Origin of the sequence: Acidovorax sp. 93, assembly GCF_003633835.1 — a bacterium.
Lineage (GTDB): Bacteria > Pseudomonadota > Gammaproteobacteria > Burkholderiales > Burkholderiaceae_C > Acidovorax > Acidovorax facilis.
This window is the reverse complement of record NZ_RBIT01000001.1, coordinates 522,684-546,343: the sequence shown is the minus strand read 5'-3', so window position 1 is coordinate 546,343 and position 23,660 is coordinate 522,684. Positions and strand designations below refer to the sequence as shown.

Below are 23,660 nucleotides of genomic sequence, written 5' to 3'. Positions count from 1 at the left end.
GAATACGGGTAGCCCATCAACCCTTGAGGGTGTTGAGGTCTTCCGCGTTGATGCTGGACTTGTTGCGGAACAGCAGCACCAGGATGGCCAGGCCGATGGCCGATTCGGCTGCCGCCACGGTCAGGATGAAGAACACAAACACCTGGCCGTGCATGTCGCCCAGGTAGTGGGAGAAAGCCACGAAGTTCATGTTCACCGCCAGCAGCATCAATTCGATGGCCATCAGCAGCACGATCAGGTTCTTGCGGTTCAGGAAAATCCCGATCACCGCGAGCGCGAACAACATCGCACCCAGCGAGAGAAAGTGTCCCAATGTCAGCGTCATGCTTTTTTCTCCTCGACGGCCGGCTCTGCCTGTGCTTCGTCCACCGGCTTCTGGGTCGCTGCGACCTTCACCACTTCCAGGCGGTCCGCAGCACGGACGCGGATCTGCACCGAAGGATTGATGGCCTTGCTGTCCTTGCGCTGGCGCAGGGTGAGCGCAATGGCGGCAATCATGGCCACCAGCAGAATCACAGCTGCGATTTCAACGGGATAAAGGTATTCGGTGTAAAGCAGCTTGCCCAACGCCTTGGTATTCGAATACGGGACCACCTGCCCCGCAGCATCCACCATGGTGGTGACGGCCTTGGGCTCGTCCATGCCACGAAACCCTCCCATCAGCACAGCGGCCATTTCCAGCGCAATCAAAGCGCCTACCGTGGCGGCCAGGGGAAAGTGCTTCCAGAAGCCTTTGCGCACCGTGTCGATGTGAATATCAAGCATCATCACGACGAACAGGAACAGCACCATCACCGCGCCCAGGTACACGAGCACCAAGGCAATGGCGAGGAATTCGGCTTTGAGCAGCAACCACACCGCTGCCGCCTGCGAAAACGCGAGGATGAGATAGAGCACAGCATGCACAGGATTGCGCGCAGTGATCACCCGGAAGGCTGCAAACAGCAGCACAACCGAGAAGAGGTAGAAGAAACCAGTCTTGGCGTCCATGAATCGGGTCTTTATAGAAAGTCTGGCAAAGAGGCTGAAGCCTGCACCGCTCAGCGGTACTTGGCGTCCGCAGCCTTGGCTGCCGCAATTTCACCTTCGTACCGGTCGCCCACGGCCAGGAGCATGTCCTTCGTGAAATACAGATCGCCACGCTTTTCGCCGTGGTATTCAAAGATGTGCGTCTCCACGATGGAATCCACCGGGCAGCTTTCTTCGCAGAAACCGCAGAAGATGCACTTGGTCAGATCGATGTCATAGCGAGTGGTGCGGCGGGAGCCATCGGCACGGACGTCCGACTCAATCGTGATCGCCATGGCGGGGCAAACGGCCTCGCACAACTTGCAGGCGATACAACGCTCTTCCCCGTTGTCATAGCGGCGCAGCGCATGCAGACCGCGAAAACGGGGTGAAAGTGGCGTTTTCTCTTCCGGGAACTGCACAGTCACCTTGCGGCGAAAGGCATAGCGGCCCGTGAGGGCCATGCCCTTGAGCAACTCCACGAGCATGAAGCTCTTGAAGAAATCCTTGAACGAAAAAGGTGCAGCAGCAGCAACAGCAGTCATTTGTGTCCCCGCTTATTTCCAGATATTCCAAGGCGAGAGCAACCACCCGCCGACAAACAACAAATACACCAGCGTGACTGGAATAAAGATCTTCCAGCCCAGACGCATGATCTGGTCATAACGGAAACGGGGGAAGGTCGCCCGGATCCAGATGAACATGGACACCACAAGGAAGGTTTTGATACCCAGCCAGATCCAGCCGGGAATCCAGTTGAACAACGCACTGTCGATGGGGGGCAGCCAGCCGCCAAGGAACATCAGTGCAGCCAGGATGGAAACGAGCCACATGCTGGCGTACTCAGCCAGGAAGAAGATCGCAAAGCCCATGCCGGAATACTCCACCATGTGGCCGGCCACGATTTCCGCCTCGCCTTCCACCACGTCAAACGGGTGGCGGTTCGTTTCAGCAACCCCAGAGATCAGGTAGACCAGAAAAATGGGCAGCAGCGGGAGCCAGTTCCAGGACAGGAAGGTCAGGCCCTTATCCGCAGCCATGCCACGCCCCTGCCCCATCACGATTTCGGTCAGGTTCATGCTACCGGAGACCATGATCACGACCAGGAAGCAGAAGCCCATGGCAATTTCGTAGCTCACCATCTGTGCGGAAGCACGCAGCGCACCGAGAAAAGCATACTTGGAGTTCGAGGCCCAGCCAGCGATGATCACACCATAGACCTCGATCGAGGTGATGGCCATGACCAGCAGCAGACCTGCATTCACATTGGCCAAGGCCACATCGGGGCCAAAGGGAATAGCCACCCAGGCAGCCAGTGCCGGCATGATGGCCATGACAGGTCCCAGGACAAACAAGCCCTTGCTGGCCGCCGTGGGCTGGATGATTTCCTTGGTCAACAGCTTCAACGCGTCAGCGATAGGCTGCAGCAACCCCATGGGACCCACGCGGTTGGGTCCATGGCGCACCTGCATGAAGCCCAGGAGCTTACGCTCCCACAGCGTGAGGTAGGCCACCGCACCCATCAAAGGCGCCAGGATACAAACGATCTTGATCAGGATCCAGAGCACCGGCCAGACGATGCCAGTCCACCATCCAAAAGAAAGCAGGTTCAGGCCCGCGTTGTAGATCGCGTCGATCATGCGGCCACTCCTTCACGTGCCATGCGCGCGTCGGCAGTAAGCTGCAACGACGTGGAACGGCGCACCAGGCCGTCCAGTTGATAGATGGATGCGACCATGGGTTCACCTGCTGCGGCTGTCGCAGCGACTGGCACCGTCCTCACAGCGTTCGACATCTGAGCAGCCGCCAATTGCGTGACCGTGCCCGCTGGGGCATTCGTGGCACGGGCCAGCACGTCCTGCGAGGTTTCAAAGTCGAAGCCCGGCACACCCAGCAGATTGGCCAGAACGCGCAGAACCTTCCATGCAGGACGGGCGTCACCCAGAGGGCGCACCACGGCGTGGAAGCTCTGCAGACGGCCTTCCGCATTGACGAAGCTGCCAGACGTTTCGGTGAACGGGGCAATTGGCAACAAAACGTCACTGAACTCCATGTTGGCTTTGAAGGGGCTCAACGTGATCACCATGTCTGCACCAGACAGCGTGGCAGCAGCACTGGCGCCCGCAGCGGAGTCGTACACCGGCTCAGTATTGAGCAACAAAGCTGCCTTCAGACCACCGGAAAGCATCTGGCCCGCATTCAAGCCACCATTGACAGGATGAGCCCCCACGAACTGAGCACCCACCGTATTGGCGGCTTCCGTCAGGTAGCCGACGGATGCCCCCGTGTTCTCACCAATCCAGTTGGCCAGCGCCAGCAATTGCGTAGCCTGTGCATGGTGCGCAGCTGCGTTGCCCAACAACAGCGCCTTGCGTTCGCCACCCAGCAGGGTACGGGCGATCGCCAAGGCACCCTCGGTCACGGCACCTGCCCCAGCAGGCGCAGAAGCACCCTTCTCCTGCGCCACCGCAGCAGCGATGCCGCCAAGCGCCGCCACCCATTGGGCAGCAGGCTGCAGCAGGGAGTGTTTCACCGGCATTGCCCAGTCGGCCAGGGCCGAATCGACCACACTGACCTGACAGCCGTGGCGTGCTGCCTGGCGAATGCGCTGGGCGAACAACGGATGGTCCTTGCGCAGGTTGGAGCCCACCACAAGCACACTCTGCAACGTGGACAACGAGGCAATGGACGTGCCAAGCCAGCGGATACCTTCGGGCGCTGCAAATTCAGCATTGCGCAGGCGGTAGTCAATGTTGTCACTGCCCAGACCACGCACCAGCGCAGAAGCCAAGTACAACTCTTCGACCGTGCTGTGCGGACTGACCAGAGCGCCAATGCTGTTGGCGCCGTGGTCATTCTTGATGTTCTTCAAACCGTTGGCGACGTATTCCAGTGCGGTCTGCCAATCGACCTGCCTCCACACCCCGCCCTGCTTGAGCATCGGCTGGGTCAGGCGTTCGTCGCTGTTGAGCGATTCGTACGAGAAACGGTCACGGTCGGCAATCCAGCATTCGTTGACAGCCTCATTTTCGAACGGCACCACGCGCATGACCTTGTGGTTCTTGACCTGAACAATCAGGTTGGAACCGGTCGAATCGTGGGGGCTCACCGAACGGCGGCGCGACAACTCCCAAGTGCGGGCGCTGTATCGGAAAGGCTTGCTCGTGAGCGCACCGACGGGGCAGATGTCGATCATGTTGCCCGACAACTCGGAGTCCACCGTATCACCGGTGACCGTTGTGATCTCCGAGTGCTCGCCGCGATGGATCATGCCCAGCTCCATCACGCCGGCCACTTCCTGGCCGAAGCGCACGCAACGGGTGCAGTGGATGCAACGGCTCATTTCCTGCATGGAAATCAACGGGCCAACATCCTTGACAGGCACCACGCGCTTTTCTTCTTCGTAGCGAGAAGAAGAGCCGCCGTAGCCCACGGCCAGGTCCTGCAACTGGCATTCACCGCCCTGGTCGCAGATGGGGCAATCCAGCGGGTGGTTGATCAGCAGGAACTCCATGACCGACTGCTGGGCTTTGATAGCCTTGTCGCTCTTGGTGCGCACGATCATGCCCTGCGTCACCGGCGTAGCGCACGCTGGCATGGGCTTGGGAGCCTTTTCCACATCCACCAGGCACATACGGCAGTTGGCGGCGATCGAAAGCTTCTTGTGGTAGCAGAAATGCGGAATGTAGGTGCCCGCCTTCTCGGCCGCATGCATCACCATGCAGCCTTCGGCGACTTCCACTTTCTGACCGTCCAGTTCAATTTCAACCATATGTTTTCTCGCGATCAGACGGAGGTCGCGGCCTGCGGGGCCTTGTTCCGGATCAGTGCCTCAAACTCGGGACGGAAATGTTTGATCATGGCGCGCACAGGCATGGCAGCGGCATCGCCCAGCGCACAGATCGTGCGCCCCTGGATGTTGTCTGCCACAGAATTGAGCAGGTCCAGATCGCCTTCGCGCCCCTGACCGTGCTGAATACGGTCGATCACGCGCCACATCCAGCCCGTGCCTTCACGGCATGGCGTGCACTGGCCACAGGATTCGTGGGAATAGAAGTACGACAGGCGCAGCAGACTCTCGACCATGCTGCGGGAATCGTCCATCACGATGACGGCACCCGAGCCCAGCATGGAGCCAGCCTTTGCAATGGAGTCGTAATCCATCGTGCATTCCATGATGATGGAGGCAGGCAGCACCGGGGACGAGGAACCACCGGGAATCACTGCCTTGAGCTGGCGCCCCTTGCGCACGCCACCGGCCAGTTCGAGCAGCTTGGCAAACGGCGTGCCCATGGGCACTTCGTAGTTGCCGGGCTTTTCCACATCGCCCGAAACCGAGAAGATCTTGGTGCCACCGTTGTTGGGCTTGCCACACTCCAAGTAGGCTTGGCCGCCATTGCGGATGATCCACGGCACGGCCGCGAAGGTCTCCGTGTTGTTGATGGTGGTGGGCTTGCCGTACAGACCGAAGCTGGCAGGGAACGGCGGCTTGAAGCGCGGCTGGCCCTTCTTGCCTTCGAGCGATTCGAGCAGCGCAGTTTCTTCGCCACAGATATAGGCACCGAAGCCATGCGCCGCATGCAGTTGGAAGCTGAAGTTGCTGCCAAGGATCTTGTCACCCAGGTAACCGGCTGCGCGCGCTTCTTCCAACGCTTCTTCAAAGCGGTCGTAGGTCTGGAAGATTTCACCGTGGATGTAGTTGTAGCCCACAGAGATGCCCATCGCGTAGGCCGCGATGATCATGCCTTCGATAACGATGTGCGGGTTGAACTGAAGGATGTCGCGATCCTTGCACGTGCCAGGCTCGCCTTCATCGGAGTTGCACACGAGGTACTTCTGGCCTGGGAACGAGCGGGGCATGAAGCTCCACTTGAGGCCGGTGGGGAAACCCGCACCGCCACGGCCGCGCAGGCCGGATTCCTTGACAGTGGCGATGACCTGGTCCTGCGTGAGCGGTTCACCGCCATCGGTGCCCAGGATCTTGCGCAGCGCAGCATAGCCGCCGCGCGCTTCGTAGTCCTTGATGCTCCAGTTCGCACCATTCAGGCCCGCGTAGATCTGCGGGTTGATGTGGCGGTCGTGGAAGCAGGTCTGGACGCCCGTGGCCTGGAACTGCGAGAGGATCTGTGCAGCGGTGGTCATGCTTGTCCCTCCGCCGCACGCAGGCCGTCGACCAACTGGTCGAGCTTGTCGTTGTCCATGAAGCTGCACATCGTGCGGTCGTTGACCAGCATCACGGGCGCATCGGCGCAGGCGCCCAGGCACTCACACTGCTGCAGGGTGAACAGGCCATCGGCCGTGGTCTCGCCCATGGTCACACCAAGCTTCTTTTCAAGGTGGTGCAGCGCCTTCTGTCCGTCGCGCAGCTGACAAGGCAAGTTGGTGCACACGTTGAGCTTGTACTTGCCCACCGGCTGCTGGTTGTACATGTTGTAGAAGGTCGTGACTTCATGCACGGCGATCTGGGCCATGCCCAGATACTCGGCAATCACCGCTTCACTTTCAGCACTGACAAACCCCTGCTCCTGTTGCACGATAGACAGGCAGGCCATCACTGCAGACTGCTTCTGCTCGGCGGGGTACTTGGCCACTTCACGCGCAAAACGCGCGCGGGTCGATTCGGTAATCATCGGTCAATCTCTCCGAACACGATATCCATGGTGCCAATGATGGCCACGGCGTCCGCAATCATGTGGCCGCGAGCCATTTCGTCCAGCGTGGCCAGGTGCGCGAAACCAGGCGCACGGATCTTGAGGCGGTACGGTTTGTTGGCGCCGTCGCTCACCAGGTAGATGCCAAACTCGCCCTTGGGATGCTCCACCGCAGCATAAGCCTCACCCTCAGGCACGTGAAACCCTTCAGTGAAAAGCTTGAAGTGGTGGATCAACTCCTCCATGTTGGACTTCATGGATTCACGAGCGGGCGCAGCCACCTTGTGATTGTCAGTAATGACAGGACCCGGATTGGCTTTGAGCCAATCCACACACTGCTTGATGATGCGATTGGATTCGCGCATTTCCTGCACGCGCACCAGATAGCGGTCGTAGCAGTCACCTGTCTTGCCCACGGGTACATCGAAGTCCACACGGTCGTAAACATCGTACGGCTGGGCCTTGCGCAGGTCCCAGGCAATACCGGAGCCACGGATCATGGGGCCGGTCATGCCCAGGTTCAGCGCACGCTCTGGCGGCACCACACCAATACCCACGGTGCGCTGCTTCCAGATACGGTTGTCGGTCAGCAGGGTCTCGTACTCATCTACGCAACCGGGGAAGCGCTTGGTGAAGTCGTCGATGAAATCAAGCAAAGAACCTTGGCGGTTCTGGTTCATGGCCTCCAGGGCCTTGGCGTTCTTGATCTTGCTGACCTTGTATTGCGGCATGGAGTCCGGCAGGTCACGGTACACACCGCCTGGACGGAAATACGCTGCATGCATACGCGCGCCAGAGACGGCTTCGTACATGTCGAACAGGTCTTCGCGCTCGCGGAAGGTATAGATCAGGATGGTGGAGCTGCCGCAGTCGTTGCCATGCGAACCCAGCCACATCAGGTGGTTCAGCAGGCGCGTGATTTCCGAAAACATCACGCGGATGTACTGCGCACGCAGGGGCACTTCCAGGCCCAGCAGCTTTTCGATGGCCAGGCAGTAGGCGTGCTCATTGCACATCATCGAAACGTAGTCCAATCGGTCCATGTAGGGCAGCGACTGGATGTAGGTCTTGTGTTCGGCCAGCTTTTCGGTGGCACGGTGCAAGAGGCCGATGTGCGGGTCGGCGCGCTGTACGACTTCGCCATCGAGCTCCAGCACCAAGCGCAGCACACCGTGCGCCGCCGGATGCTGCGGACCAAAGTTCAGGGAATAGTTCTTGATTTCAGCCATGGTGGTTCACATGGGGCGCGGGCGCCTTAGTGCAGGCCTCCGTACTTGTCTTCGCGGATGATGCGCGGCGTGATCTCCCGCGGCTCGATCGACACGGGTTCGTAAACCACCCGGCGCAGCTCTGCGTCGTAGCGCATCTCAACATGACCAGACAGCGGAAAGTCTTTGCGGAAGGGATGGCCAATGAAGCCGTAGTCGGTCAGGATACGGCGCAGGTCGTTGTGGCCGTCGAACACAATGCCGAACAGATCAAACGCTTCGCGCTCGTACCAGTTGGCGGAGTTCCACAGGTCGGAGACCGAGGCCACCACCGGAAAATCATCATCGGCGCAGAACACCTTGACCCGCACACGCTGATTCAGACTGACGGACAACAGGTGCGAGACCACGCAGTAGCGGGCTCCTTCACGCTCGGCATCGGCATATGCCGAATAGTCCACGCCACACAAATCGATCAGTTGCTCAAAGCGGCAACCTTCAGCGTCACGCAACACGCGCATGGATTCGAGGTAGTCAGCCGCATCAACGACCAAGGTGACCTCATCCAACGCCACCGTGATCTGACGCACCATCGCCCCCAGGGCGGCGGCAATATTGTCTTTGAGTTTTTCAGGCCGAATGGCAACAGCGGTCATCATCAACCCTTCAGACACGAGCAATGGTGTTGGTACGGCGAATCTTCTGCTGCAGCTGGATGATCCCGTAGATCAACGCCTCCGCCGTGGGCGGGCAACCTGGCACGTAGACATCCACCGGAACAATGCGATCGCAACCACGCACCACGGAGTAGCTGTAGTGGTAGTAACCGCCGCCGTTGGCACACGAGCCCATCGACAACACCCAACGCGGCTCGGACATCTGGTCGTACACCTTGCGCAACGCAGGCGCCATCTTGTTGCACAGCGTGCCGGCCACAATCATGAGGTCAGACTGGCGCGGGCTCGCGCGGAACACCTCCGCACCAAAACGACCAATGTCGTAACGCGCCGCCGCAGCATGCATCATTTCGACGGCACAGCAAGCCAAGCCAAATGTCATCGGCCACAGAGAGCCGGTCTTGGCCCAATTCACCACCGAGTCGTAACTCGTGGTGATGAAGCCTTCCTTCATCACGCCTTCAATCATTGCATCATCCTTGTTGAGGCTCGCTCATTCCCAATCCAGGGCACCCTTTTTCCACTCGTAGGCAAAACCCACAACCAGAATGGCCAGGAAAATAACGACCGCCACGAAACCAGCGATCCCCACCTCATGCAGCGTCACCGCCCACGGGAAGAGGAATGCAATTTCGAGATCGAACAGAATGAAGAGAATGGCCACAAGGTAGTAGCGCACATCAAACTTCATGCGCGCATCCTCGAAGGCTTCAAAGCCACATTCGTAGGGAGAGTTCTTCGCGGCATCCGGGCGGTTGGGGCCCAGTATGTAGCCGAGTACAAGGGGGACAACGCCTACGGCGATGCCGACCAAGATGAACAAAAGGACGGGGAGGTACTGATCGAGGTTCATCTTGAGGATGTGCTCACCGCTGTGGCCTTGCCCGTCAGGACCCGAGCCGGGTCATGCAGGCAGGCCTTTGTTTTGGTGCCGTCGGCGAGACTCGAACTCGCACAGCTTTCGCCACTACCCCCTCAAGATAGCGTGTCTACCAATTTCACCACGACGGCTGATTTTTGCATCTGGATGGCATGAGGAACCTTGCGGTTTTGGCTTTCCAGACAATCCAGAATTCTACTCCGGAAAAACCCTGCTTCGGCTTACGGAGCCCAATTTAGTGCAGATTATTTGGTGGGGATCTGCGCTGCACCCGAGGCGGGCACGGCAGGAGCCACAGCAGCATCCGAAGCCGACAACGAAGGCGCACCTGCAGGCACTGCAGCAGCGGGATTTTCCAGCACGCTACCCGAACTGGCAGGACGCGCATTGCCGAAATAGGCCAGTGCCAGCGTTGCCACAAAAAACACCGCAGCCAGCACCGCCGTAGTGCGCGACAAGAAGTTGGCGCTACCGCTGGCACCAAACAGACTTCCGGAACTGCCACTGCCAAACGCTGCGCCCATATCGGCACCCTTGCCATGCTGGATCAGGATCAGGCCAATCATCCCCAAGGCCGTCAGCATCTGCACAGCCAACACCACATTCACGATCACGTTCATTCTCTGTTCACTCCTGATTGAATAGTTTGAAGGGCAGCCTCACCGGGCGGCCGCAATGATTTGAAGGAAATCGGGCGCTTTCAGCGAGGCACCGCCAACAAGGCCGCCATCGATATCCGGCTGGGACAGCAACTGGGCGGCATTGGCCGCATTCATGCTGCCGCCGTACAGCAGGCGGATTCGATCCGCATGCTCGCTGGCCGCAGACAGCTGTGCCCGCAGCACTGCATGCACTGCCTGCGCCTGCTCAGGCGACGCCGTGCGGCCCGTGCCAATGGCCCAGACCGGTTCGTAAGCCACCACCACTTCGCTGATGCAGTGACCATTGAGGTGGATCACAGCCGCCAATTGACGCTTGACCACAACCTCGGTCTGCCCAGCTTCGCGCTCCTGAAGAGTCTCGCCCACGCAGACGATAGGCGTGATACCTGCCGCCAGTGCGCGCTGCGCTTTCTCGGCGACCACCACGTCGGTTTCACCATGGTATTGGCGGCGCTCTGAATGCCCCACGAGCGCGTACCGCACACCAAAGTCTTTCAACATGGCGGCCGACACCTCTCCGGTGTAGGCACCTGCTTCGTGCTGCGATACATCCTGGGCAGCCACCGCCACCAAAGACCCCAACGCAGCAGCCTGCACCTGCGCCAGATAGGGCGCCGGCACCGCAACGGCCACGTCACAAACCGCGTCAGCCAGCCCCGCCAAGATGCCTTTCAGCAAAGCATCGTTGGCAGCCAGACTGCCGTTCATCTTCCAGTTGCCTGCGATGAGTTTTCTCTTGTTTTTCATGATCACCACGTCAAAACAATCTTGCCAATGTGCTGATTTGACTCCATCAGCGCGTGGGCCTTAGCAGCCTCTGTCGCCGCAAATGTGCTGTGAATGACGGGCCGCACACGCCCCGCCACCAGCAGAGGCCACACATGCTCGCGCAATGCACGCGCAATCGCCCCCTTGAATGCCACAGAACGCGGACGCAAGGTGGAGCCAGTAATGGTCAGCCGGCGGCGCAGCACCAAACCCGCATTGAAGTCGCTCTTGATGCCCCCCTGCACCGCAATGATGACAATGCGGCCGTCCTCAGCCAGGCACTGCACCTCGCGCGCCACGTAGTCACCTGCCACCATGTCCAGCACCACATCCACGCCTTTGCTCTGCGTAATGCGATTGGCTTCTGCCACAAAATCCTGCGTCTTGTAGTTGATGGCCTCGTGGGCCCCCAGCTGCAGGCATGCCGCACACTTTTCGTCGCTACCTGCAGTTGCAATGACCGTTGCCCCAAAGGCCCGAGCCAATTGAACAGCCGTCACACCAATACCACTGGTACCGCCTTGCACCAGCAGGCTTTCACCCGCCTGCAGATGCCCCCGGTCGAACACATTGCTCCACACGGTGAAGAACGTCTCGGGCAGTGATGCAGCCTCGACATCGCTAAAGCCATCAGGCACCGGCAGGCACTGCACCACAGGCGCCACGCACCATTGGGCATAACCACCACCCGCCACCAGCGCACAGACGCGGTCACCCACCCGGATACCCGCATCGGCCATGGCTGCAGCATCCCCCGACTCCACCACTCCCGCGACTTCCAGCCCCGGCAGGTCAGACGTGCCGGACGGAGGGGCATAGTGCCCCATCCGCTGAAGCACATCGGGGCGATTGATACCGCTGGCAGCGACACGGATCAGCAGCTCACCGACACCCGGCTGCGGCACGGGGCGCTCACCCAGGCGCAAGACCTCGGGTCCACCAAAGGAAGTGATCTCGACAGCACGCATATTGCGATTCATGGGACGGTCAATTTTTGAGTGATTTTGGCTGCCAGCACTTTATTTAAAAGCACAAGCAGCTACAAAATCAATAGCAAAAATCCGATCAACCGACGATCTGCCCGGAACCGCTGTCCGAAGGCAAGGACTGTTGCTGTTGCTGTTGATCTGCGGGCTGACGGCTCCCGTCACGACCATGGTCACGGCGTGGTTCGCGGTCGCCGCGCTCTGCTGGAGCAGGACGGTCGCTGCCGCCGGCAGGACGATCGGCCAGCACCTTCATCGACAGCTTGACGCGGCCCTTCTCGTCGGTTTCCATGACCTTGACCTTCACGATCTGGCCTTCGGTCAGGTAATCGCCCACGCGTTCAACGCGCTCGTGGGCAATCTGGCTGATGTGCAGCAGACCATCCTTGCCGGGCAGCAGATTGATCAGTGCGCCGAAGTCCAGGATCTTGGTCACAGGGCCTTCGTAGATCTTGCCAATTTCAACTTCGGCCGTGATCTGCTCGATGCGCTTCTTGGCCTCGTCGGCCTTGGCTGCGTCAGTGGCGGCGATGGTGATGGTGCCGTCTTCCTCGATATTGATCTGGCAGCCGGTTTCTTCGGTCAGCGCACGGATCACCGCGCCGCCCTTGCCGATCACGTCACGGATCTTCTCGGGGTTGATCTTCATCGTGTAAAGCTTGGGCGCAAAGTTCGACACCTCGGTCTTGGCTTCACCCATGGCCTCTTGCATCTTGCCCAGGATGTGCATGCGCGCTTCCTTGGCCTGGGCCAGGGCGACCTGCATGATCTCCTTGGTGATGCCCTGGATCTTGATGTCCATCTGCAGCGCAGTAATACCAGCCGTGGTACCCGCCACCTTGAAGTCCATGTCACCCAGATGATCTTCATCACCCAGAATGTCGGTCAACACGGCAAAACGGTTGGCATCCTTGATCAGGCCCATGGCGATACCCGCCACATGCGCCTTCATCGGAACGCCCGCGTCCATCAGCGACAGGCAGCCACCGCAGACCGAGGCCATCGACGACGAGCCGTTGGATTCGGTGATTTCGGACACCACGCGCATGGTGTAGGGGAATTCTTCCTTCGTCGGCAACACGGCAATCAGAGCGCGCTTGGCCAGACGACCGTGGCCGATTTCGCGGCGCTTGGTCGAACCCATGCGACCCACTTCACCGGTGGCAAAGGGAGGCATGTTGTAGTGCATCATGAAGCGGTCTTCATACTCGCCAGCCAGCGCATCAATGCGCTGAGCGTCGCGCTCGGTGCCCAGCGTGGTCACCACCAGCGCCTGGGTTTCGCCACGCGTGAAGAGCGACGAGCCATGGGCGCGGGGCAGTACGCTGCCACGGATTTCGATAGGGCGCACAGTGCGCGTGTCGCGGCCATCGATCCGGGGCTCGCCGGCTAGGATCTGGCTGCGCACGATGCCAGCTTCGATATCGAACAGCATGCCTTCAACCTTGACAGCGTCGAACTCGACACCCTCAGCCTTCAAGGCTGCCATCACGGCCGCATAAGCTTCGCGGCAAGCCTGCGTGCGGGCTTGCTTGTTGCGGATCTGGTAGGCAGCGCGCAGCTTGTCGTCGGCCAGGGCCACCACTTTGGCGATCAGGGTTTCGTCCTTGGCAGGGGCTTCCCACTGCCATACGGGCTTACCAGCATCGCGCACCAGTTCGTGGATGGCGTTGATGGCCACATTGCCTTGCTCGTGGCCAAACACCACGGCGCCGAGCATGATTTCTTCGGACAGTTGTTGTGCTTCGGATTCCACCATCAGCACGGCGGCCTCGGTACCTGCCACCACCAGATCCATCTGCGAGTTCTTGCGCGCAGTCTGACCAGGGTTGAGCACGTATTCGCCGTTGATGTAGCCCACGCGTGCGGCGCCGATGGGGCCATTGAACGGGATGCCAGAGATGGCCAGGGCTGCACTGGTAGCGATCAGGGCTGCGATGTCAGCGTCCACTTCGGGGTTCAACGACACCGTGTGGATGACCACATGCACTTCGTTGAAGAAACCTTCGGGGAACAGCGGGCGGATCGGACGGTCGATCAGACGGCTGGTCAGGGTTTCGTGCTCGCTGGGCTTGGCTTCGCGCTTGAAGAAGCTGCCAGGAATCTTGCCTGCAGCGTAGGTCTTCTCGATATAGTCCACCGTCAGGGGGAAGAAGTCCTGTCCTGGCTTGGCACCCTTGGATGCCACCACGGTGGCCAGCACCACGGTGTCATCAATGTTCACCAGCACAGCGCCGGAGGCTTGGCGGGCGATCTCGCCCGTTTCCATGATGACGGTCTTGTCACCCCATTGGAAGGTCTTGGTGACTTTGTTGAAAATGCTCATGTTCAGCTCCTGTTTTAATAGCTGGTAGCGCTCTACCAGATTGGCTTGGAGAGCAATTCAGAACACGATGCCATTCCAGGGAACCTGCACACCAACCCATGGCGGCAACTTCATTGGAATGACACAGCTTCGCTCTGTTTTGCGACTCCGAAGTAAAAAACGCCTGAGCTAGCGGACTAACCCAGGCGTTTTCGCATGCGATTGCAATTACTTGCGCAGACCCAGCTTGGCGATCAGCGCGGTGTAACGGTCAGCGTCCTTGGCCTTGAGGTAGTCCAGCAGCTTGCGACGACGGCTCACCATGCGCAGCAGGCCACGGCGACCATGGTGGTCCTTGGCATGCGTCTTGAAGTGGGGGGTCAGTTCGTTGATGCGGGCGGTCAACAGGGCCACCTGCACTTCTGGGCTACCAGTGTCATTGGCAGCACGGGCGTTCGCCTTGACGACTTCGGCCTTGATAGAGGATGCGATCATTGTTCTTCCTTGATAAGGCCCGCAAAGGAAGCTGGGCCGTGGTTTTTACTTGCGCCAGCGGCTGGAACGGCTGCAGGCGTGCGTCTTGCACCATGCAAAACCTCGTGATTATAGCCTTGGCAAGAATTTAACCTTGCCAAGCACCATGCAATCTAGAACACTCGCGCAGAACTTGGACCTCCGATCCACACTGAAAGTCTCCCATGACACAAGCCAACGCAACATCGGCACGCAGACTTCCAAGCCTTTCACCCCGAAGCGGGCTTCCCACACTTTCCACCGTCGCATTCGCATTGTTCTTGCTGACCAGCCCAGAAGTCACACTTGCGAAAGGCACCTCCGACAGCAAAACGGCCTCAGCGAGCAATCCTGCAAAAAAGAAAGGCGTGAGCAAAGTGACCCACCAACGAAGCACCTCCGAAGAAACACGCGCCGAACGTGATCGGAGGATGTATCGAGAGTGCAAAGGTTTGCACAATGCTGGGGCGTGCAGAGGCTACACGCGATAGTCACAAACCACAGGGCGTGGCCCTGGGCGAGCCGCTCATCACCACGCGGGCGCCACTCATCAAGCACACCCACGCAGCCTCAGAACTATCCAAATAGCATTCGCCCATGCAGAACATGCAATCTCTATCTCGCTTACGGCGGAGTATCCGCAAACCGAGCACCCCACGGGCACCCCATGGGTTCACCGTCATTGAGCTGATGGTGGTCGTTTCCATCTTGGCCCTTCTCGCGGCACTGGCCCTCCCCAGTTTCACACCGCTGATAGAGCGCTGGCGCGTGCAGCAGGCGGTGAAGGGGCTTGAATCCACCCTTTACTACGCACGTGCAGAAGCCATCAAACGGGGCGGTACCGTCACAGTCCGCAAGCACCCCACTGGCACCGGTGGCTGCCTGCTCGCTCCTGGCAACGCAAATTGGGATTGCGGCTGGTTTGTTTTTACCGACACCAACAGCAATGGAACATTAGATGCAGGTGAAGAAGTTTTGCAAAGCTTCCCTACCCCGCCGAACATTGACGTGACGCGCGTAGGCGGTGCTGCAAGCATCGAATTTGACCGCTGGGGCCGGGTGTCAGGCCCATTTGTCGGTTTCAGCCTGGTCCCTCACGATAAAAACATCTCAGACTTGGCAGCTCGCGGCCTGTGCATGAGCTCCGGGGGACGCATCAGAACCATTAAATCCGAAGATATGCCATGCACGTCCGGCTAAAGACTATGCAGCACACTGCTCATCCTAATCAGCGAGGCATCACGCTGATCGAATCCCTGGTCGCCATCGTTGTTGCCGCATTGGGCATTCTGGGCGTTCTGGGTGTACAGATGCGTACCCTTAGTGACACCCAAACCAGCGTGCACCGTGCACAGGCCATTCGCCTGATTGAAGATCTGAGCGAGCGCATGAAGACCCACCCCAATGCCTTGGTGAGCATTGACAGCTACACCGTTGACTGGCGCCCAGGCCCAGCCCCAACCCCTCAGGCTTCCAAACTCTGCGAAGGCGCCACCAAATGCACCCATGCAGAGTTTGCGGCTTATGACCTGCGTGAATGGAAACGCACCCTTGAGCGCACCCTTCCTTTGGGAGACGCCAGCGTCTTTTATGCTCCGGCCGAAACCACCGCCGGTAGCCGCCGCCAGCTGGGCGTGATGATCCGCTGGCGTGAGAACGAGCGCAGTACCGACAACTCTTATCTCGCAGATTTGCTGACAACGGCAACCAACCTGGGTGGAGACGCTGGTGCGCCGGTCTGCAACGTCAGCCCCACATCCACCCCCAGGTATACCTGCCACCTCCAATATATCCCTGTCAGCAGTCGCTGTGCTCCTTACTTTGCCGATGTCACCGTGCAGTACTTCTGCCCAGGCCCCAAGTCCTGACAACGTTTGACTTCACTCGCTCCTCCCATTTTTCTCAGGCAAGCCCGGCATGAAATATTCCACTTCGAGGCCAAACAATCAGCGTGGCGTGACGCTGCTTGAACTACTGGTCGGCATCACGATTGGCCTGCTCACGATCGCCGTGGCGATGGGCGCGCTTATGGTGTCACGTGGCGTCACGGGCAGCGTGAGCGATGTCAGCGACCTGCAGCAGCAAGCCTCGTATGCTTTCCGCGTGATTGGCTCGCAATTGAGACAGTCAGGCTCCATCAAACTCAAAATGTCGGCGACCAAATTGGAAACTGACCTCACCCCACCTTTGGTTGCAGAACCAGTGGCGTTTGAAACCGACTTTACCGACGGGACCAACACATTCACCCTGGCGACTGACACCCTGAGTGGTCTGGACTCCCCTGGCGCCAGCGAATACAAGCTCACCGCCGGCTATCGAAACTACACAGAAGACGTGTACCTGCGCACGAACCCCAGTGCGCCCCCAGCCCCGGAATCTGTGCTGCGCAACTGCCTGGGAGGCACTGGTACCCCCACCCTCATCCAAAGTCAGTTCGTATTGAATGTTGCAACCAATGAGCTCCGCTGCAACGGCCCCAGCGTAGCAGGTAATGACATCCAGCCGATCGTCCGCAATGTCGCCAACTTCCGGGTCCGCTACCTGATGCAAACGGAAGCAGGCACGGGCAACCCCAACCTGCGCTATGTAGATGCGGCCACGGTGGGCGCTCCAGGCACCCCCGGCTGGGCCCAGGTTTTTGCGGTGGAAGTCTGTTTGGTGCTATTTGGCAACGAAAAACTCAATCTGCCTGCAGGCAGCACCTACACAGACTGCGATGGCGCTACGGCGGTTAATCTGACCACGCTGGCGGAGCCTCGGAACCGGCGTGTGCACATGGTGTTCCGCAACGTCTACCAACTGCGCAGCCAAGGGCTGTCAGGCTAATCCACACACTGCACTGCCATGCAACGCATGCCCCTACCTCTCTCCCTCCCCCAGCAACAGCGGCGCCAAAGCGGGGTCGCACTGTTTGTTGTGATTGTTTTTGTCATGCTCTCGATGCTGCTGGCGCTGTGGGCGTCACGCACTTCGATGTTCAATGAAATGGTGGTTGGCAACGACGCCGATTACCAGCGTGCGTTTGAAGCGGCACAGGCACTGATACAAGACGCTGAACTCGACATACGCGGCGAAAAGGCCGATGGCAGTGACTGCAGGATTCCAACCGCCACAGCCTGCCGCGGAGGCCAGTCTGCTGTTGCACAGATCCCATTAGAAGCCAAGGAAGCTGCTGCATTGTGGGCAGACTTGGAAAGCATCACCACAGGCCCACGCTGCCTGAACGCTCTTTGCCTGAAACGGACAGGAAGACAGGATTTTTGGAACAACGTCAGCGACAAAACAGACCCCCTTGTCGATTTCACGCTGGCTGAAATGGCAGTTGACACCGTGGGTGCGCGCTACGGTCAATACAGCGGCGCACAGCTAAGTAGCGACGAAAATGAGCCCAAAGGCAATCCCATTTTGCGAGATCGTTCCGCAAACAACCGGGGCGGGTGGTACTGGATCGAGATATTGCCTTACGACCCGAACGCCGACAAATCAGCGTTGATTGCAGGCGGCGCCAATCACCTGCCGCTGAATATGAAACCCAACGTCGTATACCGCATTACCGCCATTGCGTATGGGCGCAAGGTAAGACGCGTAGCAGGTGTGGACGTACCGATCACCCAAGCGGTGCTGCAACAAACCTACGCCCGCCAGAAGCTCAAAGACTGATTTTTACTCAAAAATGATAGCTTTTCACGCTTGATACACAAGCATCAAAAGCCAATTCATCCCCTATTCGAACAGGAGCACACCATGCCCCACGCCATTCGTAACCGCACACATTTTAAAAAAACCCTGATTGCCATGGCCGTCGGTGCAGCACTGGCACCGCACGCTAGCTGGGCGCTGGATTTTGCACAGTCGCCACCCGGCACGGTAGAGCCCTATGTGGCACCCAATGTGATTATTTCCGTGGACGATTCGGGGAGTATGGATTTTCGGCTTGATCAGGAAAATGCAACAGGCGCAACAAACAATACCGTGCCGACCGTAGCCGCCCCCACCGCAGACGATCCGAATAGGAAAATTTGGCGCACGACAGACCGACGCATGAACGTATTGAAATATGCGCTCAAAGAGGTCTTCAACGACACATCCCTATTACCTGAGGGAAAAATTCGCTTGGCGTGGCAGGCGATGAACGCAAACAATGGCACGCCAGGAACACTTAATACCGGCACGACAGCACAGTCCAACACCAACTCCATGAAGGTGCTAGATACCACCCATCGGAGTAATTTTCTCAGTTTTGTGAACAACCTGAGGCCTGGAAGCAGCACGCCATCTCACAGAATGTTCAAGAACGCTGACGAATATATGAGGCTTGGGCTGCATCAAAACGGCCCCTGGGCCTCGAAGCCAGGAACAACTGGAGCCCCCTACCTTGGCTGCCGTCGCAATTACCACCTTTTTATGACCGATGGCCGATGGAACGGCGCCGTATCCGGAGGATCCCAAGATAGCCGTAACGTCAACAAGACCCTGCCTGATGGCACGGTTTACGGCAGTACCAGCGCGGCGGCTAGACCACCGAACCAACTCTATCACGACACGTTTAGCGACACCTTGGCCGATTGGGCGTTTAAGAGTTGGGCAGACCGCCTTCAACCAGCAGCTAGCCTCACAGGCTCTGTAACCCCCATCGCGGAATACGACCAAGCCCCTGCGACGGAAACAATCGGCGGTGTAGCCCTACCTAAATACTGGAACCCAAAGTACAACCCCGCCAGTTGGGCTCACATGGTGTCTTACACCATTGGCTTTAGTTCCATGGCATACACATGGCCAGGCGCACCAACCATCACGCGCCCCACAACAATGGTTCCTTTTGGGTATGACGGCAGCTTTCCTAATTTGGTGAATGGCACACAAACGTGGCCTCAATTGGACAACGAAAACAAGCGTTCATTGGACTTGTGGCACGCTGCACTCAACGGGCGCGGTAGATTCTTTGCGGTGGAACAGGGCGAAGACCTGGAAAAAGCCTTCCGCATGATCATCCAGCAGATCAATACCCAGAACGAGCCCGACCGGGGATCCACCGCCACCAGCGGAAGCAATGCCTCGCGCAACGATGTGGGCAAGTATGTAGCCAACTATGTACCCAAGGAAGGCTGGAGAGGCTGGGTTGAAGCAGAGACCGTCAAGACGGATGGCACCACAGTGCCTGCTGCAGGCTGGGCAGGGAAAACAACCGCTGACTTGCTTGATGCAGGAGGTTTCAATGTAGGTGCGCGGCTGATTTTGACTTGGAATGACAAGAACCAGCATGGAACCCCTTTCAAATGGACAACTGACGAGACCAATCTCAGCACCGCGCAAAAGAACTTTCTCAATTTGAAGAGCGATGGCACGAGCGATGCCCTAGGCCAGGATCGATTGAACTACGTGCGTGGGGACCGTACCAAAGAAGGCACAGAAAGCCCGCCCGATTATCCTGCCGCAAAGCCCTTCCGTGAAAGGAAGTCTCGCCAAGGCAGCATTGTGAATTCCGAGGTGTGGTACGTCGGCGCACCCTCCAGTAACTACGTGTGGAAAGGCTACGCCGCATTTACCCGATCGAATAAAAATCGCCTGCCCATGATCTATGTGGGTGGAAACGATGGCATGCTGCATGGTTTTTCCGCCAATGACGGCACAGAGAAGCTGGCCTACGTGCCACGGGGCGTCATTCCAGCGGTGGGCCGTTTGACCGATCCGGCTTTTAACCAGAATCATCGTTATTACGTCGATGGTTCTGCCATGAGCGGTGATGTGGATGTCAATGGGGGCAAAGACCCTAGCGATCCCGATTATGGAATCTATGCTCCTGATTGGCGCACCATGCTCGTAGGCACGTTGGGCGCCGGTGGCAAAGGTTACTTTGTGCTGGACATCACGAGTCCGGGCACTACAGCGCCAGCCCCAGGCAACTTTACAGAGGGCAACGCCCAGCAACTGGTGCTGATGGATAAAACCCGACATGCCAGCGAGTCCGTGGCCACCGTGGCGGTTTGTGAAGATGCAGGGGTCACTCCCGTGGCAAACAAGGAAGCTTGCTTGGCGGCAGCCGACATGGGCCACATATTCGCCAAGCCTGTGATTGACGACACCAACCCCCAACGCACCACACAGATTGTGCGGATGAACAATAACCGCTGGGCTGCGGTGATGGGCAATGGCTACAACAGCAAGAGCGAGCGCCCTGTGCTGCTGGTGCAATATCTGGATGGCGACAAGAAACTGTTGCGACTGGTAGCGACAGGCACAACTGCAACAGGCAGCCACACCAACACGACCGACAACGGCCTCTCGGCGCCACGTCTGGTGGACATCAACAGTGATGGCCGCCCTGACGTTGTCTATGCCGGCGACCTCAAAGGCAATGTGTGGAAGTTTCTCATTGCAGACAGTGATGAGAACCACTGGGGCGTTGCACGCTGGGGCAGTTCGGCAGGTACCACCACAAACCATACCACCAACGGGGTTCCACTTTTCACCGCCAAGGGTGGTACAGAAGGCTCCCCCAATTCGCGTACGCTGGCACAGTCCATCACCGCAGTACCTACGGTGCGCGCAAATGATCGCAAGAAGGAGATCGACATTGGCGGTGGCAAGAAGAAAACTGTGCCCGTTGGCGGCATGATGGTGGCTTTTGGGACGGGGCGTAACATTGCCACGGATGACCCCCAGAATGCGAACAAGCAAAGCTTGTACTCCGTGCTGGACAACACAAGCTACAAGCTGGTAGGAGCCAAGAAAGACCGCATCGCAGTATGTGCATCCACTTCTGACACAGCGTGTGACGAGTTAGTGAAGTCGACGGACGATCTGCCGACATCGGTGACACAGGCAAATTTGGTACAGCGCCAAATTCCGGTTACCTCGGTCTTTACACGCGATGGACACCAGTTCTGGACCATTGATGCGTCTACCACGCTGGACTGGACTACCAATAAAGGTTGGTACATGGATCTGCCTGAGACACGTGAGCGTTTGCTCAAACCCATGGAGTTTTACGACAGCAGCAATATGCTGTCCGTGTTTTCGCAAGTCCCCGCCAAGGGATCCCTGCTGGACCCCAGCGTGGAGGCCTGTGAAGCAGGTTCTGTGGACAAGGAACGTCAGTTTTTCACCCTGATCAATATCATGGACGGCAAGCGTCCCAGTGTGCAGATCATGGACACGAACGGCGACGGGAAATACAACCTGACCTCCGACATGGGGGCTTCGCGTGTGTCGATTACCGCAGGCTCTCAAACAATGATTCAACGCGGGAGCATCATCCGTCTCACAGGCAAAAAGGCGGACGGTACCGACGACAACCTGGACAACCAAACGTTCCCAGAGCAAAGCATGCGCCCCAGCTGGCGGCAACTGCGTTAAGCTCAATCTCAATCAAGAGCAGTTTTTTATGAAACATCATCATCGGGGATTTACGCTCATCGAGATCATGATCGTGGTGGCGATCACTGGCATCCTTGCGGCCGTCGCTATCCCGAGCTATGCCGAATACATCCGGCGCGGACACCGCGCCGATGCAAGGGCAGGGCTGCTGCAGGCCCAACAGTGGCTGGAGCGCGCGTCTACGGCTACGGGCACCTACCCTACCGCGCTTCCCGCTAACCTGACGTGGGCCGCTGATCCGACCAAGCGCTACACCATCGCCATTGGTGGCCCTGCCACGACGTCGTCATTCACACTGACGGCAACACCCAAGGCTGGTACTCCCCAGGCAGGCGACAAGTGCGGCAACTACACATTGACCCACACAGGGATACGAGGTGCCAACGGGAAAATCCAAACCGACGCTGGCTTCGACGCCACTTGCTGGAACAAGTAACCGCTGAGCTACCATCCTGGGCGCCATGATTCATAAAGCGCCCCCCCACATCCACCAAGCGCTTGGGCTCGCCACCCAAGCGCTTTTTGTTTCCAACCCCAACCCTCGTGTTGGCTGCGTGCTTGTCTCTCCAAGCGGCGAAGTGATAGGCCAGGGGTTCACGCAGCATGCGGGTGGGCCACACGCTGAAGTCATGGCCCTGCGCGACGCCAGCGGCAAGGGGTTCGACACGGCAGGCGCCACAGCCTATGTCACGCTGGAGCCCTGTTCCCACCACGGGCGAACCGGCCCCTGCTGCGATGCACTCATCCAAGCGGGTGTTGCCAAAGTGGTTGCTTCGTTAGCGGACCCGAACCCTCTGGTGGGGGGGCGCGGGTTTGACCGGCTGCGTGCGGCAGGGGTGGAGGTCGTGGTCGGCCCGGGGGCCGAAGAATCCCGAGAACTCAACATTGGTTTTTTCAGCCGCATGATCCGGGGTACACCCTGGGTGCGGCTGAAAGTTGCAAGCTCGCTGGATGGCACTACGGCCCTGAACAATGGCGCCAGCCAGTGGATCACGTCACGCGCTGCGCGGGCGGATGGACACGCGTGGAGGGCCAGGGCGTGCGCTGTATTGACGGGCATTGGCACCGTGCTGGATGACAACCCCCGGCTAGACGTCCGCGAAGTTCCCACGCCACGCCAGCCCCATGTGGTGGTGGTGGACAGCCAGTTGCAATTGCCTACCGACGCCAATCTGCTGATGAAAGGGCGCGATTGTTATGTCTACACAGCCTCCGACAACGAAACCAAGAAAGCAGCTTTGCAAGCCTGTGGGGCTACGGTGATCCACCTGCCCAATGCGAACGGCAAGGTCGATCTTTCGGCAATGCTCCAGGACCTGGGCCAACGGGGCATCAACGAGCTGCATGTAGAGGCTGGGCACAAGCTCAATGGCTCTCTGGTCCGAGAAGGCCTGGTCGATGAGCTGTTGCTGTACCTGGCACCACGGCTTTTGGGTGCGGGACGGGGAATTGCAGACTTTGGCCCGTTGACGGCCTTGGCCGATGGGCTGGCGCTGGAATTCAAGTCCGTAGAGAACTTGGGCGCGGACTTGCGTGTTGTGGCACGGATGCAGGGACGCGACAGTTTCTAACTCCCTCACCCCACACTCCCGGCAGGCACGGGCTTAGCCATGCGGAAGGTAAAA

At 58.7% G+C, this 23,660-nt stretch carries 23 protein-coding genes and 1 tRNA gene; 7 read left to right on the top strand and 17 right to left on the bottom strand.

The annotated features are described in order from the left end of the window. Positions 1-16: 16 nt before the first annotated feature. From nuoK to rpsO, 17 genes are all read right to left on the bottom strand, one after another. Complete coding sequence (gene nuoK / locus C8C93_RS02500; protein WP_005793248.1) at positions 17-325, bottom strand: NADH-quinone oxidoreductase subunit NuoK; 309 nt, start codon at positions 323-325, stop codon at positions 17-19. Continuing rightward, on the bottom strand, positions 322-990 hold the full coding sequence (locus C8C93_RS02495; RefSeq protein ID WP_121505807.1) for an NADH-quinone oxidoreductase subunit J: 669 nt from the start codon (positions 988-990) through the stop codon (positions 322-324). Before C8C93_RS02495 ends, nuoK begins: the two co-directional genes overlap by 4 nt. 50 nt (positions 991-1,040) lie before the next feature. Continuing rightward, a complete protein-coding gene (gene nuoI, locus C8C93_RS02490; protein WP_010463942.1) occupies positions 1,041-1,553 on the bottom strand; it encodes an NADH-quinone oxidoreductase subunit NuoI in 513 nt (170 codons plus the stop codon). Between the two features lie 12 nt (positions 1,554-1,565). Continuing rightward, positions 1,566-2,648, bottom strand: coding sequence for an NADH-quinone oxidoreductase subunit NuoH (gene nuoH, locus C8C93_RS02485; protein ID WP_055393236.1), 1,083 nt, complete (start codon positions 2,646-2,648; stop codon positions 1,566-1,568). Next, entirely contained in the window at positions 2,645-4,780 is a 2,136-nt protein-coding gene (gene nuoG / locus C8C93_RS02480) for an NADH-quinone oxidoreductase subunit NuoG (RefSeq protein WP_121505806.1), read from the bottom strand. Before nuoG ends, nuoH begins: the two co-directional genes overlap by 4 nt. Positions 4,781-4,794: 14 nt before the next feature. Then, a complete protein-coding gene (nuoF, locus tag C8C93_RS02475; RefSeq protein ID WP_121505805.1) occupies positions 4,795-6,150 on the bottom strand; it encodes an NADH-quinone oxidoreductase subunit NuoF in 1,356 nt (451 codons plus the stop codon). Next, a complete protein-coding gene (gene nuoE, locus C8C93_RS02470) occupies positions 6,147-6,638 on the bottom strand; it encodes an NADH-quinone oxidoreductase subunit NuoE (RefSeq protein WP_055393230.1) in 492 nt (163 codons plus the stop codon). Before nuoE ends, nuoF begins: the two co-directional genes overlap by 4 nt. Further along, a complete protein-coding gene (locus C8C93_RS02465) occupies positions 6,635-7,888 on the bottom strand; it encodes an NADH-quinone oxidoreductase subunit D (protein ID WP_121505804.1) in 1,254 nt (417 codons plus the stop codon). The genes nuoE and C8C93_RS02465 overlap by 4 nt, the downstream gene beginning before the upstream one ends. Positions 7,889-7,914: 26 nt before the next feature. After that, positions 7,915-8,523: an NADH-quinone oxidoreductase subunit C gene (locus C8C93_RS02460; protein ID WP_121508624.1), complete on the bottom strand. Its 609-nt coding sequence runs from the start codon at positions 8,521-8,523 to the stop codon at positions 7,915-7,917. Positions 8,524-8,533: 10 nt separating this feature from the next. Beyond that, complete coding sequence (locus C8C93_RS02455; RefSeq protein WP_007849129.1) at positions 8,534-9,013, bottom strand: NADH-quinone oxidoreductase subunit B family protein; 480 nt, start codon at positions 9,011-9,013, stop codon at positions 8,534-8,536. Positions 9,014-9,037: 24 nt separating this feature from the next. Further along, positions 9,038-9,397, bottom strand: a complete 360-nt coding sequence (locus C8C93_RS02450) for an NADH-quinone oxidoreductase subunit A (protein ID WP_055393226.1) — start codon at positions 9,395-9,397, stop codon at positions 9,038-9,040. Positions 9,398-9,470: 73 nt separating this feature from the next. Beyond that, positions 9,471-9,555 (bottom strand) — tRNA-Leu (locus C8C93_RS02445). Positions 9,556-9,669: 114 nt separating this feature from the next. Further along, a complete protein-coding gene (gene secG / locus C8C93_RS02440) occupies positions 9,670-10,044 on the bottom strand; it encodes a preprotein translocase subunit SecG (RefSeq protein WP_055393223.1) in 375 nt (124 codons plus the stop codon). Positions 10,045-10,083: 39 nt separating this feature from the next. Further along, positions 10,084-10,833 (bottom strand): triose-phosphate isomerase, encoded by a 750-nt coding sequence (gene tpiA / locus C8C93_RS02435; RefSeq protein WP_055393221.1) that lies wholly within the window; start codon positions 10,831-10,833, stop codon positions 10,084-10,086. Positions 10,834-10,835: 2 nt separating this feature from the next. Next, a complete protein-coding gene (locus C8C93_RS02430; RefSeq protein WP_121505803.1) occupies positions 10,836-11,822 on the bottom strand; it encodes an NAD(P)H-quinone oxidoreductase in 987 nt (328 codons plus the stop codon). Between the two features lie 97 nt (positions 11,823-11,919). Then, positions 11,920-14,166, bottom strand: coding sequence for a polyribonucleotide nucleotidyltransferase (gene pnp, locus C8C93_RS02425; RefSeq protein WP_121505802.1), 2,247 nt, complete (start codon positions 14,164-14,166; stop codon positions 11,920-11,922). Positions 14,167-14,373: 207 nt separating this feature from the next. Further along, positions 14,374-14,640: a 30S ribosomal protein S15 gene (gene rpsO / locus C8C93_RS02420; RefSeq protein WP_005793232.1), complete on the bottom strand. Its 267-nt coding sequence runs from the start codon at positions 14,638-14,640 to the stop codon at positions 14,374-14,376. A 615-nt stretch (positions 14,641-15,255) separates the two neighbouring features. On the opposite strand from rpsO, the gene C8C93_RS02415 reads away from it, so the two are divergent. From C8C93_RS02415 to ribD, 7 genes are all read left to right on the top strand, one after another. Further along, a complete protein-coding gene (locus tag C8C93_RS02415; protein ID WP_370108042.1) occupies positions 15,256-15,858 on the top strand; it encodes a GspH/FimT family pseudopilin in 603 nt (200 codons plus the stop codon). A gap of 5 nt (positions 15,859-15,863) precedes the next feature. Beyond that, positions 15,864-16,526: a type IV pilus modification protein PilV gene (pilV, locus tag C8C93_RS02410; protein ID WP_121505801.1), complete on the top strand. Its 663-nt coding sequence runs from the start codon at positions 15,864-15,866 to the stop codon at positions 16,524-16,526. A gap of 49 nt (positions 16,527-16,575) precedes the next feature. Further along, positions 16,576-17,484 (top strand): PilW family protein, encoded by a 909-nt coding sequence (locus tag C8C93_RS02405; protein ID WP_121505800.1) that lies wholly within the window; start codon positions 16,576-16,578, stop codon positions 17,482-17,484. A gap of 18 nt (positions 17,485-17,502) precedes the next feature. After that, a complete protein-coding gene (locus tag C8C93_RS02400; protein WP_121505799.1) occupies positions 17,503-18,318 on the top strand; it encodes a PilX N-terminal domain-containing pilus assembly protein in 816 nt (271 codons plus the stop codon). A gap of 84 nt (positions 18,319-18,402) precedes the next feature. Beyond that, positions 18,403-22,014, top strand: coding sequence for a pilus assembly protein (locus tag C8C93_RS02395; protein WP_121505798.1), 3,612 nt, complete (start codon positions 18,403-18,405; stop codon positions 22,012-22,014). 28 nt (positions 22,015-22,042) lie between these two features. Then, positions 22,043-22,471, top strand: coding sequence for a type IV pilin protein (locus tag C8C93_RS02390; protein ID WP_121505797.1), 429 nt, complete (start codon positions 22,043-22,045; stop codon positions 22,469-22,471). Positions 22,472-22,496: 25 nt separating this feature from the next. Further along, complete coding sequence (gene ribD, locus C8C93_RS02385; protein WP_121505796.1) at positions 22,497-23,606, top strand: bifunctional diaminohydroxyphosphoribosylaminopyrimidine deaminase/5-amino-6-(5-phosphoribosylamino)uracil reductase RibD; 1,110 nt, start codon at positions 22,497-22,499, stop codon at positions 23,604-23,606. The last annotated feature ends 54 nt before the right edge of the window (positions 23,607-23,660 follow it).

Excerpts from the sequence above, each read along its gene's own strand:
- nuoK (WP_005793248.1), bottom strand. The coding sequence starts at position 325 with ATGACGCTGACATTGGGACACTTTCTCTCGCTGGGTGCGATGTTGTTC.
- C8C93_RS02495 (WP_121505807.1), bottom strand. The coding sequence starts at position 990 with ATGGACGCCAAGACTGGTTTCTTCTACCTCTTCTCGGTTGTGCTGCTG.
- nuoI (WP_010463942.1), bottom strand. The coding sequence starts at position 1,553 with ATGACTGCTGTTGCTGCTGCTGCACCTTTTTCGTTCAAGGATTTCTTC.
- nuoH (WP_055393236.1), bottom strand. The coding sequence starts at position 2,648 with ATGATCGACGCGATCTACAACGCGGGCCTGAACCTGCTTTCTTTTGGA.
- nuoG (WP_121505806.1), bottom strand. The coding sequence starts at position 4,780 with ATGGTTGAAATTGAACTGGACGGTCAGAAAGTGGAAGTCGCCGAAGGC.
- nuoF (WP_121505805.1), bottom strand. The coding sequence starts at position 6,150 with ATGACCACCGCTGCACAGATCCTCTCGCAGTTCCAGGCCACGGGCGTC.
- nuoE (WP_055393230.1), bottom strand. The coding sequence starts at position 6,638 with ATGATTACCGAATCGACCCGCGCGCGTTTTGCGCGTGAAGTGGCCAAG.
- C8C93_RS02465 (WP_121505804.1), bottom strand. The coding sequence starts at position 7,888 with ATGGCTGAAATCAAGAACTATTCCCTGAACTTTGGTCCGCAGCATCCG.
- C8C93_RS02460 (WP_121508624.1), bottom strand. The coding sequence starts at position 8,523 with ATGACCGCTGTTGCCATTCGGCCTGAAAAACTCAAAGACAATATTGCC.
- C8C93_RS02455 (WP_007849129.1), bottom strand. The coding sequence starts at position 9,013 with ATGATTGAAGGCGTGATGAAGGAAGGCTTCATCACCACGAGTTACGAC.
- C8C93_RS02450 (WP_055393226.1), bottom strand. The coding sequence starts at position 9,397 with ATGAACCTCGATCAGTACCTCCCCGTCCTTTTGTTCATCTTGGTCGGC.
- secG (WP_055393223.1), bottom strand. The coding sequence starts at position 10,044 with ATGAACGTGATCGTGAATGTGGTGTTGGCTGTGCAGATGCTGACGGCC.
- tpiA (WP_055393221.1), bottom strand. The coding sequence starts at position 10,833 with ATGAAAAACAAGAGAAAACTCATCGCAGGCAACTGGAAGATGAACGGC.
- C8C93_RS02430 (WP_121505803.1), bottom strand. The coding sequence starts at position 11,822 with ATGCGTGCTGTCGAGATCACTTCCTTTGGTGGACCCGAGGTCTTGCGC.
- pnp (WP_121505802.1), bottom strand. The coding sequence starts at position 14,166 with ATGAGCATTTTCAACAAAGTCACCAAGACCTTCCAATGGGGTGACAAG.
- rpsO (WP_005793232.1), bottom strand. The coding sequence starts at position 14,640 with ATGATCGCATCCTCTATCAAGGCCGAAGTCGTCAAGGCGAACGCCCGT.
- C8C93_RS02415 (WP_370108042.1), top strand. The coding sequence starts at position 15,256 with ATGCAGAACATGCAATCTCTATCTCGCTTACGGCGGAGTATCCGCAAA.
- pilV (WP_121505801.1), top strand. The coding sequence starts at position 15,864 with ATGCAGCACACTGCTCATCCTAATCAGCGAGGCATCACGCTGATCGAA.
- C8C93_RS02405 (WP_121505800.1), top strand. The coding sequence starts at position 16,576 with ATGAAATATTCCACTTCGAGGCCAAACAATCAGCGTGGCGTGACGCTG.
- C8C93_RS02400 (WP_121505799.1), top strand. The coding sequence starts at position 17,503 with ATGCAACGCATGCCCCTACCTCTCTCCCTCCCCCAGCAACAGCGGCGC.
- C8C93_RS02395 (WP_121505798.1), top strand. The coding sequence starts at position 18,403 with ATGCCCCACGCCATTCGTAACCGCACACATTTTAAAAAAACCCTGATT.
- C8C93_RS02390 (WP_121505797.1), top strand. The coding sequence starts at position 22,043 with ATGAAACATCATCATCGGGGATTTACGCTCATCGAGATCATGATCGTG.
- ribD (WP_121505796.1), top strand. The coding sequence starts at position 22,497 with ATGATTCATAAAGCGCCCCCCCACATCCACCAAGCGCTTGGGCTCGCC.